Genomic DNA, 14395 nt, shown 5'->3' with positions numbered 1-14395 from the left:
CACACAAAAGCCGCTTCCCCAGAAAGGAAGCGGCTCCGTTATTACAATGAAGGATATAATTCAAATTTGCTTGTTAATGCTTCAACACGCTGTTTTGCTTCTTCAAGTTTAGCTTCATCTTCATTATTTTTCAAAACAAGTCCGATGATTGCAGCGATTTCATCCATGTCTTCTAATCCAAAGCCACGAGATGTAACTGCCGCTGTTCCAATACGTATACCACTTGTAACGAATGGTTTTTCCGGATCATACGGAATCGCATTTTTGTTAACGGTAATACCGATTTCATCTAGTACATGTTCTGCAATTTTTCCTGTTAGCCCTGTAGAACGTACATCAAGAAGAATTAAGTGATTATCTGTTCCATCAGAAACAAGGGTAAAGCCTTCTTTTTTCAAACCTTCGCCCAAACGTTTAGCATTGTCGATAATTTGTTGTGCATAAGCTTTAAAATCATCTTGAAGCGCTTCGCCGAATGCTACAGCTTTAGCAGAAATTACATGCATTAAAGGCCCACCTTGAATTCCAGGGAAGATTGATTTATCAATTTTCTTACCAAACTCTTCTTTACAAATAATCATACCGCCGCGTGGTCCGCGAAGCGTTTTATGAGTAGTTGTCGTTACAAAGTCTGCATAAGGAACTGGACTTTGATGCAATCCTGCAGCAACTAAACCTGCGATATGTGCCATATCAACCATTAAATAAGCCCCAACTTCATCTGCAATCTCACGGAAGCGTTTGAAATCAATTTCACGTGGATATGCACTAGCCCCTGCTACGATCAGTTTAGGCTTGTGCTGACGTGCTTTTTCCAAAACATCGTTGTAATCGATACGGTGATCTTTTTCGTCTACACCATATTCAACAAAGTTGTAGTTAACACCACTGAAGTTAACCGGGCTTCCATGTGTTAAATGACCGCCGTGTGACAGGTTCATTCCTAACACAGTGTCGCCAGTTTGAAGAACGGTAAAGTAAACTGCCATATTAGCTTGAGCTCCAGAGTGTGGTTGTACGTTTACATACTCGCCACCGAAAATCTCTTTTGCGCGGTCACGGGCTAAATCTTCAACGATGTCGACATACTCACACCCACCGTAGTAACGTTTACCCGGATATCCTTCTGCATACTTATTAGTTAAAACCGATCCTTGAGCTTCCATGACAGCTTCACTCACGAAGTTCTCAGAAGCAATAAGCTCAATCTTACTTCTTTGACGCCCTAATTCCAGTTGAATTGCGTTAAACACTTGCTCATCTTGCTTTGCTAAACGATTCATTCCGTAATTCCTCCTCAAATTGTGCGTTATTCGCTTTTTACATTATTTACAACATGACTTCAAAAAGACATGAAAAAGCCTTATCGATAATTATTTGAAAATTCTACTCCATTTTAACATGTCTATTTTAGAAGTGATAGTCTATTTTTATCGAACGTTCATTGTTTTTTCATTTAAAAACGTTCGCATTTCACATCTTATTTAAGGTAAATAGCTCTTCCTACCTGAATTTTATTAGTAAAAAAGCTTTCCGATGAGGGGGTATACCATTTTTTCTTCACTAACCATTCTATTGGTACTATACAAAAAAATCGTTAAAGATTCTTCTTGTTCTTTACATTTTTCTTTTATTTAATAGTCTCCATACAAAAACAGCATCCCTCATCTGAGAAACGCTGCCTAATTTTCTATTAAGTACAACTCTTGTTTACTGAAGTATCCTGATATACAGCCCGCTCTCCGCCAATTAGTTTTGGGCGGGTTTTAGCCATAGTCACATGTGCATGACCAATTTCTTTAATGGAGACTCGAACAGGGACAGCCACATGTTTTAAATGCATACCGATGAAAGTATCACCGATGTCTATCCCCGCTTCTGCCTTGATATGCTCAACGACGATAGCATCTTTCCATTGTTGATAGGCATAGGTTGCCATCGACCCTCCTGCCGTTCTTACAGGGACAACTGACACTTCTTCATAATCTCTTCGAACTGCGGCCTCTCTTGGTAAAACGAGAGCCCTATTTAAGTGTTCACAACATTGATAAGCAACCTGAATTCCCGTTTTTCTTTGGAAATCCTCCATTACAGCAAAGATCATTCCCGCAACATCAATTGTTCCGTCTGTGCCGATTCGTTTTCCAATCACTTCACTTGTACTGCAGCCAATTACCAATAGCTGTTTTTCTTTTAGAGCTGCCTCTTCTTGAAACTCTTGTAACAGTATTCGAAACTGATTTTTCCATATCTCAAGCTCATCTGAAAATGTAGTATCATTTGTCATGAAATACGCATCCTTTCATTTAAAGAAAACTTACTGATTGGTTAGACCTTAGATGAAGAGAAGACCTCTTGTCCTTGTTCTAAATCTTCACTTCTTACCTGCACAGCTTATCGCTTAAGAAGGGCATTCTAGTGATTTAAATTAGGAGTGTTTTCCTTCATACTCCGCTATCTTACCAATCCTGTTTTCATGACGGCCGCCTTCAAATTCTGATGTCAACCATGTTTGGGCAATTTCCCTGGCAAGCCCAGGACCAATTACACGTTCCCCCATTGCCAACATATTGCTGTCATTATGCTGACGAGTCAATTTCGCACTATACACATCATGAACTAATGCACAACGTATCCCTTTAACCTTATTCGCTGCAATGCTCATTCCAATACCTGTACCGCATATTAGTATTCCACGATCAAACTCACCCTGCGCTACTTTTTCGGCAACTGGCAAAGCATAATCCGGATAATCCACGGATGTACTACATTCACATCCAAAATCCTCAAATGGAATATTTAACTCATTCATTAAATTCTTTATTTCTTCACGGATTTGAATACCACCATGATCCGATGCAATTGCAACTTTCATCAAAATCCTCCTCTAGCTGTTTTTATTTGATTTTATTGTGTCACAAAATTGTGAAAAGATAAAGTGAAGCTATAGGTTTCCGCCCATATAGAAACAGGAAACCTACACTGGTTTCCTGTAAAAATGATATTAAGTATGAAAGCGTGTAATGGTCTGTTTCAATTTTTCTGCTTGCTCTTTAAGCTCCATAGCCAAATTTTTTACGTTTTCCATAACCTTCGCTTGTTCATGAGTCGTAGCCGTTACTTCTTCCGCTCCAGCAGATGTTTCTTCTGCAATAGCAGCCACTTCTTGAGACTGCCTTGATGTTTCTTCAACACTTTCCATTTGACGATCAACAAGCTCAGTAATATCTTTTACCGCAGCGACAACATTATGTACTGTTTTGGTCATTCCTTCTATCGCTATATCCGTATTAGTACCTTTTTGGGCTTCTTTATTCGCCAAGACGACCTGTTCGCCAATTTGTTTAACAACAGCCTGTACCTCAACCTGAATATTTTGAATCAAACTTGAAATGCCTTGAACAGCTTTAGCGCTCTCATCAGCTAACAGACGGACTTCTTCCGCCACAACAGCAAACCCTTTCCCATGTTCTCCTGCTCGTGCCGCTTCAATGGAGGCATTCAATGCAAGCAAGTTCGTTTGTGCTGCAATATCGCCGACAAGCTCAATGATTTGTTCTACCTTTTTCGCATTTTCCTCTAAACGCTTGACTGTTTTTAGGGACTGTTGGTTTTCTTCAGCCAATTGTTTAATGCCGAAAACTAAGGAATTAACTACTTCTTTACTCTGAGAAAGCTCTGAAGCCATTTCACTGGATATAACAACAGATGCCTTCGCTTTATTTTGAACCTGTTGGGCAATCATGATGACATCATCAATAGATTCAGCCGTATTCATGATGGAAACAGCCGAGGTATCAGCACCTTTGGATATTTCCTCAATGGTTCTTGCCATGTTTTCTGCCTGTTCCGATGCTTTTGAGGATTCTTGAGAAATATGGATGACCTTGTTATTGGTCTCTTGGAAATTTTCTTCAATACTTTGCACCATTTCCCGCAGGTTAAAAAGCATATGGTTAAAAGCTGTACCTAATGATCGAATCTCATCATCCGTCTTTGATAAAACTACTTCTTCGTTAATACTTCCCTGGGCCGTACTTAACGCCACTTTTTCTAGTCTTTGCAGGGGTTTAGTAATAAGACTGGCTGCAAAAAACGCAAGAATTCCAGACCACAATATGCCTAATAGCAGTGTCCCAACACTAAAACTTATCGAACTCGTGTTTTCAAAAAACATTGGATGGATCACGAAAATAAAAAATGCCGAGGTTGAATAAGTGATTAAAGCAAGGACTGTGATAAAGATAACTAATTTTTTTCGTAACCCAAACTTATATTGAGTTCTTTCCGCCATTCTTTTTCCCCCTGTAGACTTGTTTACTTTTCCAGACTTTTTACTAATTCTTCTATTAGATCTTGAAGCTCCCTGAACGTTTCCCGATAAAGGTCTTCCGGGCCACCAAACGGATCTATTATGTCTCTATCATGTTTATCGTCATTAACAAATTCTTTTAAAGTAAAAGTTTTATCAATTATATGGGGGAATGTACTCATAATGGCCGTTTTATGCCCTTCCGTCATGGTAAAAATATGAGTAGCCCAATCTATTTCCTTCTCAGATAAAGGTGTTGAGGAATGATTATGTGATATGTTATTTTCAACTAATACACTTTTAGCATGCATTGAAGCGTCTTGGCCAGCCGAAGCATATACGCCAGCAGATCTCACTTCGATACCTTTAATATTCTTGTTTTTTAAAATTGCTTCTGCCATGGGGCTTCTGCACGTGTTACCGGTACATACAAATAATACTCGGATCATTTTAACGTCCTCCTTTTTTATCCATTATAAGCTATTGCCCCATTTTTAATAGTCAAAATAAAAGCACTCTTATTATTAAAATATCATAATAAATTCACTTCAACCAAAAAAATTAAGTCTATTTCGTAAACCCTTTATCCTATAAGATAAAACCATCTTTCTTCCCCTTTTTCCACAGTGAAATGTTTAAAAGAGAAAAATAAAAACCGCCCCGGTAATTCGGAACAGTTGAGGAAGGACAGATATGAAATTAGGTGCATCAAAAGGAGAATAATAGTTTTAGACCAAACGCACACAGAATACTACCACCAAGGATCTCACTGTAAACTCCCAGTAACCCCTGCATCTTTCTCCCCAGTAAAAGTCCTGCCCACGTTAAAAAAGTGGCAGCCATTCCAAAACAGAGAATGGTCAAAATCGTTTTAGCTCCATAAATCCCCAGCGTTAACCCTACCGAAAAACTATCCAGGCTTACCCCTAGAGCAAAAATAAACAGACCTTTTCCGATAGGAGCGAGCATCTTATTATCTCTATTTCCAGCTTCTCCCCTTTTACCGGGAATAAACATCTGGATGCCCAAAATTAACAGCAATAGACCGCCAGCGTATGTAGCAAATGTTCCGAATTTATCAGAAATGAAACGACCTGCCCCCATACCTAGCAAGGGCATCCAAATATGAAAAAAGCCTACAGTTAGCCCTATAAAAAGGATTTGCCTTAACCTTAGCTTAAACATCCCCATTCCAAGGCCGACAGAAAAGGCATCCATTCCCAACGCAAAAGCCATTAGCAATAAGGTGATGATTTCTCCAGCGAATGTATTCATTCCATACCTCCCTCGGACGTACCTACTACATGTTATGCATGTCCGAAAAGAAATAGAAGAATAAATCAGTCCTTATTACGCATGTTCTTCTATGATTTGATGACCTGCAGCCTTCTCGAGCCGGTTCATAACCGCAACCCCTATACCAGACTCAGGAAACATTTCGCTAAAAATGATATCGACATCAAGTACATCAAATTGTCGTAAAGCATCATATAGCCCTGCTGCAACTGTATGTAAATCCGCTAATGATCCAGGAGCAACAATATAATCCGCCTTATATTCTCGTTGATGTTCAGTAGGTGTTATCACACCGACTTTTAACCCATCACCTCTTTTTTCATCCACAAGCTTCTGAAGGAAAGCTTGATTACCCTTTACTAAAAAAAGAGGGGCTTTCGGTGCATAGTGGGTATATTTCATACCCGGAGCTTTTGGTGCTGCGTCCTTATGTTTCAAGGCAGCGTCTTGTCTAACTGTTCCAATGACTGCTTCCAGTTGTTCAACTGTCACGCCACCCGGTCTTAAAATAACAGGCACTTCCTCCGTGCAATCAAGCACGGTAGATTCAACACCTACACCTGTGGTCCCACCATCGACAATGCCCGCAATCCGGCCCATTAAATCATCCACAACATGTTTAGCTGATGTGGGGCTTGGTTTGCCAGAGGTATTTGCACTTGGAGCAGCAATAGGCAGATTACTCGCTTGAATAAGACCTAGGGCAACCTGATGATCTGGCATCCTGACCGCGACTGTGTCTAGACCCGCCGTCACTAGGTTTGATAGCTGCCCTGGTTTCCGTTTCATAATCAATGTTAAAGGACCCGGCCAAAATTCCGCTATAAGTTTCCTTGCCTGTACCGGAATCTCTTCAACAATATCTTTCAACTGTTCTTCAGTAGCTATATGAACAATTAAAGGATTATCACTCGGACGCCCCTTCGCTTCAAACACTTTTTTGACAGCCTCGTCACTTTTAGCATTAGCTCCCAGCCCATATACGGTCTCCGTTGGAAAAGCAACCACTTGATCAGCCTTTAATAATTCAGCTGATTGTGTAATTTGGGGATAACTTTGTAAATTATCCACATTTTTATCCACTAACCAAACTTTCGTTTTCATCGTAAACACCTTCACCTTTTAACATTACTTATTTTATATAATTGCTTTTATATGAACGATATTTCAGTCTTATCGTACTATTATTTCTTAAAATATACTTTGAAAGTATAAAAGAAGTATACACATAATTCAAGTGTTATCCACAAATTGTGGATAATTGTAACGAAACGGTGGATAACTTTGTGGATATTATGGATTATTGACAGACTTTTTCGATATTTTGTTAATAACTCTGTGGATATGTATTATTACATTTATCTAATCGTAAAAAAAACGAGGGCAGATGCCCTCACTTTAAAAAATCTCATTGAAAATTTCTGCAAATAAGGACTTCACTTCCACCTCGGGCTCCTTTTCCCCTTCATATAATTGTTGACCTCGGTCAGTAGATGCCGTCAAATTATCGCTTGTATCTTCAACGTTCTCTTCGATGCCTTTCGGTGTCACTTCTTCCTTAACCTTTTCTTCCGGCGCTTCCACTTTTACACTTTCCTCTATAACTTCTTCTTTAACTTTTTCCTCTGGCACAACTTTCTCTTCATTCGTTGCAGCATATGCCTTCCCTTTTGAAGTCACTGATTCTTCATCTTCATCCTCGACAATTGGACTTTGGCTTACAGCTGTCCCATTTGAAAAATCCAGGAAACATAATGGAGGAAATAACACACACCACCAATTAGCCCCTTCCCCTTCACCAAGTGTGATAATCACCGCTTCATAATCACCTGCAGGATATAAATACTGACCGTAAAGCTTTGTCGGGAATTCCGCCTGTCCAAAATCGACGTTGACTGTCTGTTCCAAACCATTTTCCCTTACTACTGCCTCCGCTGTTGCTTGGATATCTGGTAAATGCGAAGTAATCACTTCCCTCGCCTCATCCAAAGAGGTAAGCTCCTGAACCCACTTCGTAATATCTTCATTTACTTTATCTCTAATCAGGCGCTTAACAGCTTGATCCTCTTCTGTATCACTATTAGCAAGTATTCGCAGACGAATCGCTTCATCTGGAATCACCATAGTTTCTTCCGCACTGACCGCCTCCGATTTAGGCATATATATACTTACAATTGTTCCTATTGTTAAGATTAATAGATAGATAATGGCTAAATGTTTAGTTTTCATCGCCCTCGCCCCCTCACACAAATTAGTTTCGCCAATTTTCCGTTATCTTAAACTAGTAAAAGTAAAAAAGAGGATAACTAAAAATATAGATTCTAAAAGGTATATTGGGTGAAGCACGTTACATTCCAAACAAAAAAATCCGTCTCACATATGAGACGAATCATTTTAATACAGCAAAGACCATTCGATCCTTTTTGTTAATGTCATTTTCAATGGACACTTCTGCCGCAGGAAATGTCCGCTTTAAGAGACCAGCAACTGCCTGACCCTGTCCAGTGCCTACCTCAAAGCCAATCAGTCCCGGTACATTCATAACCAGTGGCAATTGTTCCATAAAGCGGCGATAAAAGTCTAAGCCATCGACACCAGCGAATAACGCACGATGTGGTTCATGATCAGTTACGACCACTGACATGGATTTTTGATCATCATTTGGTATATAAGGAGGATTCGATAAAAGGATGTCCACCTGATTGTTCTGCTTAATGAACGGCTGCAGCAGATCGCCTTGCACAAACTGTACCTCAGCTCCAAGTAACTTGGCATTCTTTCTCGCTACCTCAAGTGATGGATCTGCTATATCCGTGGCTGTCACCAGCAAGTCTGTTTCTTCAAGCTTCATCGTAATTGCAATCGCACCGCTGCCCGTCCCAATATCCGCTAAGCTGAGCTTCTGTCCCTTCGTAAAAATGTTAGGGAGCTTGCGAAGTGTATAATAAATTAATTCTTCTGTTTCAGGTCTTGGAATCAACACTTCTTCATTAACAAGGAAGGTCCGTCCATAAAATTCTTCACTGCCTGTAATATATTGAACAGGGGTCCCATCAACATGTAGCTCAACAGCGGACTTAAATTGTTCTAACTCCTCTTTATTGAGTTCATAATGGAGATTGGCTAATAGCTGGGAGCGAGTTTGCTTTAAATAATGCTGCAACAAAATTTCTCCTGCATTAGCATCCCGATCATTTTCCTTTAAAAAAGAAGAAGCCCATTTAAGGACTTCGAATACTTTCATTACAGAATTATTCATCTGCATTTTCCAGTCTTGAAGATTGATCTTCCATGATTAATGCATCCACGACATCATCCAGCTTACCTTCCATAATTTGATCCAGCTTTTGAATCGTTAAGCCGATACGATGGTCGGTAACACGGTTTTGCGGGAAGTTATACGTACGAATCCGTTCTGAACGATCACCCGTTCCAACGGCAAGCTTCCTGTTTTGGTCATATTCCGCCTGTACTTCACGATGAATTTTGTCATACACACGGGCACGCAAAACTTTCATTGCTTTTTCTTTGTTCTTGATTTGTGATTTTTCATCCTGACAAGATACAACGGTATTTGTTGGAATATGCGTCAATCGCACCGCTGACATTGTGGTGTTAACACTCTGTCCTCCTGGTCCACTCGACGCAAAGGTATCTACACGAACATCCTTATCATGGATTTCAACTTCCACTTCCTCAGCTTCCGGTAAAACGGCAACCGTAGCCGTGGACGTATGAATCCGTCCACCTGATTCAGTTTCAGGTACACGCTGCACGCGATGGGCTCCATTTTCGAATTTCAACTTTGAATATGCACCGTTACCATTAATCATGAAAATGATTTCCTTATAACCACCAAGCCCTGTAGGACTTGATTCAATAACTTCAGTTCTCCAGCCTTGCACCTCAGCAAAACGGCTGTACATACGGTATAGACTACCTGCAAATAAGGCCGCTTCATCTCCGCCTGCCGCTCCGCGGATCTCCATGATTACGTTTTTATCATCGTTAGGGTCTTTTGGAATAAGCAATATTTTCAGCTTATCTTCAAGACCTTGTATGGTCTCTTCAAGTTCATTAATCTCTTCTTTAACCATTTCACGCATATCCGCATCAAGTTTGTCTTCAAGCATCGCCTTGGCTTCCTGGAGTTGCTCACGAACTGCTTTATACTCTTTATACGTTGAAGCCGTCTCCTGAATACTGGATTGCTCCTTAGAATATTCCCTTAGCTTCTTTGAATCATTAATGATTTCAGGGTCACTCAATAGTTCATTCAATCTTTCATATCTATCTTCTACTGCCTGCAGTCGATCAAACAAATTATTCACCTCATAAATTTTCCAAAACATCTACATGAAACGAGTTGGAAGTAATCCATCCTTTTTAACTATAAATAAGTGCCCTAACCGAGTTCACTTCTAGCTTAATTATAGTATAGGTGAATAATCGACGTCAAAGAGGATTCAAAATTGTGGTTATTTCTTTAATTTAACATCTATATTATATTGGGGAACAACTCTGGTTATCATGTCTTGAATTCGCTGCTTTTCCTCATTTCTTTCTTCATCCGTCTTGATTTCACCTTTATCATGGACCGTAACATGTATGGTATTGCCATTAAACCATACGGAGCCTGCATCATAATTAGTTTCCGATTTAATGATTGATCGGATTTTATCTATTTCCTGCCCCATGGATGGAGAATTATTGGATGTATGATGCGGGGTGTTGAGGACTTGATCCGATGGCCGTTCCGCTTCATTGTCCCAATCCTTATTAGATACATGTTTTAAACTTTTGCCAACAAAATCTTTGCCATCCCGGGATTGATCCCCATATTCCGAATCATTATTTATTGCATTGTCATTTTGACTGCATGCTGTTAGTGCAGCAAGAAGAAAAGCAGTCATAAAAATCAGTATTGATTTCATATTTTTTCCCTCCATTTTGGTTAAGTTTATAAAGAGCGGTTCCTCTTCAGCTTTCCCAAAATGAAGCAAAATGTATCTTTTATTTCTCTTCCCTCTTTTTTACAAAATGCTCGACTTTATCTTAATAGTTAAAGTTTATTGCAAATGTCTATTTTTAGTTCAAACCGCATTGCGTTAAACTTCATCTTAAAATCTTTGTATGTTAAAATCCTTTTGAAAGGATTATCTACATGGATTTAGGAGAAAATGAATAAAGGGTAATAATTAGCTCCCCTTTCTTCCAAATAGGGAGTTTTTTTATTGTTTGTAATTACAACAGGAGGATTCAACTATGCATTTATTGCCGCGGGAAATCGACAAGCTTATGATAGTGGTGGCAGCGGATCTTGCGAAGCGCCGAAAAGACAGAGGATTAAAGTTAAATCATCCGGAAGCTGTCGCCCTCATCACTTATGAGGTTATGGAAGGGGCAAGAGACGGGAAAACTGTAGCCCAACTTATGGAGTATGGGGCTTCCATTTTGACACAAGAAGATGTCATGGAAGGAATACCTGAAATGATAGATGATATTCAGGTTGAAGCAACTTTTCCAGATGGAACGAAATTGGTGACTGTCCACAGCCCGATACGATAAATAGGAGGGATAGCTATATGTTGCCAGGAGAATACATTTTAAAAGAAGAAGAGATTATTTGTAATGAAGGAAGAGAAGTATTCACCATTTCTGTTACTAACACCGGCGACCGCCCTATTCAGGTCGGATCACATTTTCATTTCTACGAAGTAAATGAAGCACTCCAATTTAATAGGAAGAAAGCTTACGGAAAGCGATTAAATGTCCCTGCTGGAGCGGCTGTTCGTTTTGAACCCGGGGATGAAAAAGAAATACAGCTTCTAAATTTTGCAGGAGAACGGCGTATATACGGGTTCAATAATAAAGTAGACGGCAAATTAGAAAGTGAGGATGAATCATGAGTTTTAAAATGTCCCGAAAACAATATGCTGAAATGTACGGACCAACTACTGGTGACTCTATCCGCCTTGCTGACACAGATTTGTTTATTCAAATTGAAAAAGATTACACTTCATACGGAGAAGAAGTTGTCTTTGGCGGCGGAAAAGTCATTCGGGACGGCATGGGCCAGCACCCCCTTGCAACCCGTAAAGACGGTGTGGCAGATACCGTTATAACGAACGTAGTAATTTTAGATTACACAGGAATTTGTAAAGCAGATCTAGCCATTCGGGATGGTAAAATTTCTGGAATTGGTAAAAGCGGAAATCCACTCGTTATGGACAATGTGGATATTATTATTGGCGCATCTACAGAAATAATCGCCGGTGAAGGTTTGATTGTGACAGCTGGTGCCATCGATACCCACGTTCATTTTATTAATCCAGAACAAGTACAGGTAGCACTAACATCTGGAACAACAACATTAATCGGGGGCGGTACAGGTCCTGCAGCTGGATCTAAGGCAACTACGGTTACTCCGGGTGAATGGAATATTCACCGCATGCTTGAAGCTGCTGAAGGCCTCCCTATAAATATTGGATTTACAGGTAAAGGACATGCTGCTTCCACTGAACCCTTAATCGAGCAAGTTAGAGCTGGAGTTATCGGATTAAAAGTTCATGAAGACTGGGGAGCTACTGGTTCATCCCTTGACTACGCACTACAGGTAGCAGACGAATATGACATTCAAGTTGCCCTGCACGCAGATACATTAAATGAAAGCGGATTTATGGAAAATACCATGGCCGCAGTAAAAGACCGAGTTCTTCACATGTACCATACTGAAGGCGCAGGCGGTGGCCATGCACCTGATTTAATCAAATCAGCAGGTTACCATAACATTCTGCCTTCATCAACGAACCCCACCCTCCCTTATACCGTTAATACTATCGACGAACACCTTGATATGGTCATGGTTTGCCATCATTTAAATCCTTCTGTTCCAGAAGATATCGCTTTTGCAGATTCTAGAATTAGAAGGGAAACAATTGCAGCAGAAGATATCCTTCACGACATGGGCGTATTTAGCATGGTAAGCTCTGATGCCCAAGCAATGGGCCGGGTAGGAGAAGTCGTTCTACGCACATGGCAAGTAGCAGACAAAATGAAAAAACAAAGAGGCATCCTGTTTGGAGATAGCAAACATGCCGACAACAACCGGGCTAAGCGCTATATCGCCAAATACACTATTAATCCAGCCATTACACATGGGATTTCAAAGCATGTTGGTTCTATTGAAGTTGGAAAATTGGCAGATCTAGTCCTCTGGTCTCCAAAGTTTTTTGGCGTGAAGCCAGAAATGGTGCTTAAAAACGGTCTTGCGGTTACTGGGTTAATGGGTGATGCCAATGCATCTATCCCGACACCACAGCCGTATATTTATCGTCCAATGTACGCTCAGTTTGGAAAGGCCTTAGCAAAAAGTTCGGTTACTTTCATTTCTCAAGCAGCCTACGATGATGGTGTTCATGAAAAACTTGGACTACATAAAATGATTCTACCTGTTGGCGGAATTCGGACTCTAACTAAGAAAGATATGAAATTAAATGCTGAAACACCTGATATTACAGTTGATCCGCAAACATATGAAGTAAAAGTAAATGGAGAACTCCTGACATGCGAGCCAGTTGATACGGTGCCAATGGGTCAGCGATATTTCCTATTCTGAGGTGAAAAGTATTGATTATAGAAAAAGTTGTCACTAACTTAGAAAAGATGGATACAAACGAAATTAAAAAGCGTCATATAGAAAAAGTGTACTTGGAAAGCGCACATTTAATGAAGCGCATTCAACGGGTCAAAACGGATCACGGCAATGAGCTTGGTATTCGCTTAAAAGAGCATCGAGACCTTTTAGCTGGAGATGTATTATACATGGATGATAAAAATATGATCGTCATAGATGTGCTATCAGATGATTTACTTGTTATCTCCCCTCGAAGCATAAAAGAAATGGGGACAATCGCCCATCAACTTGGCAACCGTCACCTCCCTGCTCAATTTGAAGAAGATGATATGTTGGTCCAATATGACTATTTGGTTGAGGAATTACTTCAAGAACTCGGAATTCCTTTTAAACGGGAAGAACGAAAAGTGAAACAAGCGTTCCGTCATATAGGCCACAGTCATGAATAACAATATTCTCTCTTTGTTTCAGCTATGCGACTCTAATTTACCTACCGGCGCTTTCAGCCATTCTTTCGGCCTGGAGAGTTATATACAAGAAGATCAAGTTAAGGACCAGGAGACATTTTTCCAGTGGCTTAAAGTGTATTTACATGAGCAGCTCATCTACTCAGATGGGCTTGCCTCTCGTCTCGTTTATGAAGCTCTTATGGATGAGGATATTCAAGAAATATGGAACCTGGATCGCCTATTAACTGTCCAAAACTTGCCGAGGGAAACGCGGGAAGGAACACAAATGATTGGGGATCGAATGCTAAAACTCACAGAATCGCTATACGGTATGCCAATCCTCTCACAATATAGAGCGGAAATTAAGAGAAAGAGTTCATTCGGCCATCCCGCTATTGTATTTTCGATGGTAGCACATGGGCTTGGGGTAACAAAACCAGACACCATCCTCTACTATTTGTATTCTGCTATTTCCAGCCAAGTTCAAAATGCGGTACGAGCCATTCCTCTTGGACAAACAGCAGGTCAAACAATTACTCACAATTTTATACCAGAATTAACACAGGCTGTGGAAAGAATTCTGCAACTAACGAAAGATGATTTTGGCATCGTTTCTCCTGGTATTGAACTGTCTCAAATGAAACATGAACGCGTTAACATTCGAATATTTATGTCTTAATTTTTTTGAAAGAATCAGTAAAG

General features: G+C 40.1%; 16 protein-coding genes. 5 read left to right on the top strand and 11 right to left on the bottom strand.

The window, feature by feature from the left end:
- Nucleotides 1–41: 41 nt before the first annotated feature.
- From AKG34_RS23080 to AKG34_RS23030, 11 genes are all read right to left on the bottom strand, one after another.
- Nucleotides 42–1283 (bottom strand): serine hydroxymethyltransferase, encoded by a 1242-nt coding sequence (locus tag AKG34_RS23080; RefSeq protein ID WP_053348480.1) that lies wholly within the window; start codon nucleotides 1281–1283, stop codon nucleotides 42–44.
- Nucleotides 1284–1693: 410 nt separating this feature from the next.
- Nucleotides 1694–2287 carry a TIGR01440 family protein gene (locus AKG34_RS23075; RefSeq protein WP_053348479.1) on the bottom strand — a complete coding sequence of 198 codons (594 nt, stop codon included), beginning with the start codon at nucleotides 2285–2287 and terminating at the stop codon, nucleotides 1694–1696.
- A 141-nt stretch (nucleotides 2288–2428) separates the two neighbouring features.
- Entirely contained in the window at nucleotides 2429–2875 is a 447-nt protein-coding gene (gene rpiB, locus AKG34_RS23070) for a ribose 5-phosphate isomerase B (RefSeq protein ID WP_053348478.1), read from the bottom strand.
- Between the two features lie 129 nt (nucleotides 2876–3004).
- Entirely contained in the window at nucleotides 3005–4294 is a 1290-nt protein-coding gene (locus AKG34_RS23065) for a methyl-accepting chemotaxis protein (protein WP_053348477.1), read from the bottom strand.
- Between the two features lie 23 nt (nucleotides 4295–4317).
- Nucleotides 4318–4761: a low molecular weight protein arginine phosphatase gene (locus tag AKG34_RS23060; RefSeq protein WP_053348476.1), complete on the bottom strand. Its 444-nt coding sequence runs from the start codon at nucleotides 4759–4761 to the stop codon at nucleotides 4318–4320.
- A gap of 259 nt (nucleotides 4762–5020) precedes the next feature.
- Nucleotides 5021–5587, bottom strand: a complete 567-nt coding sequence (locus AKG34_RS23055) for a manganese efflux pump MntP (protein ID WP_053348475.1) — start codon at nucleotides 5585–5587, stop codon at nucleotides 5021–5023.
- Between the two features lie 75 nt (nucleotides 5588–5662).
- On the bottom strand, nucleotides 5663–6712 hold the full coding sequence (locus tag AKG34_RS23050) for an L-threonylcarbamoyladenylate synthase (RefSeq protein WP_053348474.1): 1050 nt from the start codon (nucleotides 6710–6712) through the stop codon (nucleotides 5663–5665).
- A 294-nt stretch (nucleotides 6713–7006) separates the two neighbouring features.
- Nucleotides 7007–7837: a stage II sporulation protein R gene (gene spoIIR, locus AKG34_RS23045; RefSeq protein ID WP_053348473.1), complete on the bottom strand. Its 831-nt coding sequence runs from the start codon at nucleotides 7835–7837 to the stop codon at nucleotides 7007–7009.
- Between the two features lie 160 nt (nucleotides 7838–7997).
- Nucleotides 7998–8867, bottom strand: coding sequence for a peptide chain release factor N(5)-glutamine methyltransferase (gene prmC, locus AKG34_RS23040; protein ID WP_330219177.1), 870 nt, complete (start codon nucleotides 8865–8867; stop codon nucleotides 7998–8000).
- A complete protein-coding gene (gene prfA, locus AKG34_RS23035; protein ID WP_053348858.1) occupies nucleotides 8860–9930 on the bottom strand; it encodes a peptide chain release factor 1 in 1071 nt (356 codons plus the stop codon). Before prfA ends, prmC begins: the two co-directional genes overlap by 8 nt.
- A 156-nt stretch (nucleotides 9931–10086) precedes the next feature.
- On the bottom strand, nucleotides 10087–10542 hold the full coding sequence (locus AKG34_RS23030; protein WP_152952396.1) for a hypothetical protein: 456 nt from the start codon (nucleotides 10540–10542) through the stop codon (nucleotides 10087–10089).
- Between the two features lie 331 nt (nucleotides 10543–10873).
- Between AKG34_RS23030 and AKG34_RS23025 the strand changes: the two genes are divergently transcribed.
- The 5 genes from AKG34_RS23025 to AKG34_RS23005 are packed head-to-tail and all read left to right on the top strand — an operon-like array spanning nucleotide 10874 to nucleotide 14372.
- Nucleotides 10874–11176 carry an urease subunit gamma gene (locus AKG34_RS23025; RefSeq protein WP_053348471.1) on the top strand — a complete coding sequence of 101 codons (303 nt, stop codon included), beginning with the start codon at nucleotides 10874–10876 and terminating at the stop codon, nucleotides 11174–11176.
- 17 nt (nucleotides 11177–11193) lie between these two features.
- Nucleotides 11194–11517, top strand: coding sequence for an urease subunit beta (locus AKG34_RS23020; RefSeq protein ID WP_053348470.1), 324 nt, complete (start codon nucleotides 11194–11196; stop codon nucleotides 11515–11517).
- On the top strand, nucleotides 11514–13226 hold the full coding sequence (gene ureC, locus AKG34_RS23015) for an urease subunit alpha (RefSeq protein WP_053348469.1): 1713 nt from the start codon (nucleotides 11514–11516) through the stop codon (nucleotides 13224–13226). The genes AKG34_RS23020 and ureC overlap by 4 nt, the downstream gene beginning before the upstream one ends.
- 11 nt (nucleotides 13227–13237) lie before the next feature.
- On the top strand, nucleotides 13238–13693 hold the full coding sequence (gene ureE / locus AKG34_RS23010) for an urease accessory protein UreE (RefSeq protein WP_053348468.1): 456 nt from the start codon (nucleotides 13238–13240) through the stop codon (nucleotides 13691–13693).
- A complete protein-coding gene (locus tag AKG34_RS23005) occupies nucleotides 13686–14372 on the top strand; it encodes an urease accessory protein UreF (protein ID WP_053348467.1) in 687 nt (228 codons plus the stop codon). Before ureE ends, AKG34_RS23005 begins: the two co-directional genes overlap by 8 nt.
- The last annotated feature ends 23 nt before the right edge of the window (nucleotides 14373–14395 follow it).

It is taken from the genome of Peribacillus butanolivorans (genome assembly GCF_001273755.1).
GTDB lineage: Bacteria > Bacillota > Bacilli > Bacillales > DSM-1321 > Peribacillus > Peribacillus butanolivorans.
The sequence above is the reverse complement of the archived record's forward strand: the minus strand, read 5'-3'. Positions and strand labels throughout refer to the sequence as shown.

What these genes read in the sequence shown, in the direction of transcription:
- AKG34_RS23065 (WP_053348477.1), bottom strand. Translation starts at nt 4,294, where the DNA reads ATGGCGGAAAGAACTCAATATAAGTTTGGGTTACGAAAAAAATTAGTT.
- ureC (WP_053348469.1), top strand. Translation starts at nt 11,514, where the DNA reads ATGAGTTTTAAAATGTCCCGAAAACAATATGCTGAAATGTACGGACCA.
- AKG34_RS23030 (WP_152952396.1), bottom strand. Translation starts at nt 10,542, where the DNA reads ATGAAATCAATACTGATTTTTATGACTGCTTTTCTTCTTGCTGCACTA.
- prmC (WP_330219177.1), bottom strand. Translation starts at nt 8,867, where the DNA reads ATGAATAATTCTGTAATGAAAGTATTCGAAGTCCTTAAATGGGCTTCT.
- AKG34_RS23050 (WP_053348474.1), bottom strand. Translation starts at nt 6,712, where the DNA reads ATGAAAACGAAAGTTTGGTTAGTGGATAAAAATGTGGATAATTTACAA.
- AKG34_RS23020 (WP_053348470.1), top strand. Translation starts at nt 11,194, where the DNA reads ATGTTGCCAGGAGAATACATTTTAAAAGAAGAAGAGATTATTTGTAAT.
- rpiB (WP_053348478.1), bottom strand. Translation starts at nt 2,875, where the DNA reads ATGAAAGTTGCAATTGCATCGGATCATGGTGGTATTCAAATCCGTGAA.
- AKG34_RS23075 (WP_053348479.1), bottom strand. Translation starts at nt 2,287, where the DNA reads ATGACAAATGATACTACATTTTCAGATGAGCTTGAGATATGGAAAAAT.
- AKG34_RS23055 (WP_053348475.1), bottom strand. Translation starts at nt 5,587, where the DNA reads ATGAATACATTCGCTGGAGAAATCATCACCTTATTGCTAATGGCTTTT.
- spoIIR (WP_053348473.1), bottom strand. Translation starts at nt 7,837, where the DNA reads ATGAAAACTAAACATTTAGCCATTATCTATCTATTAATCTTAACAATA.
- AKG34_RS23080 (WP_053348480.1), bottom strand. Translation starts at nt 1,283, where the DNA reads ATGAATCGTTTAGCAAAGCAAGATGAGCAAGTGTTTAACGCAATTCAA.
- AKG34_RS23005 (WP_053348467.1), top strand. Translation starts at nt 13,686, where the DNA reads ATGAATAACAATATTCTCTCTTTGTTTCAGCTATGCGACTCTAATTTA.
- AKG34_RS23060 (WP_053348476.1), bottom strand. Translation starts at nt 4,761, where the DNA reads ATGATCCGAGTATTATTTGTATGTACCGGTAACACGTGCAGAAGCCCC.
- AKG34_RS23025 (WP_053348471.1), top strand. Translation starts at nt 10,874, where the DNA reads ATGCATTTATTGCCGCGGGAAATCGACAAGCTTATGATAGTGGTGGCA.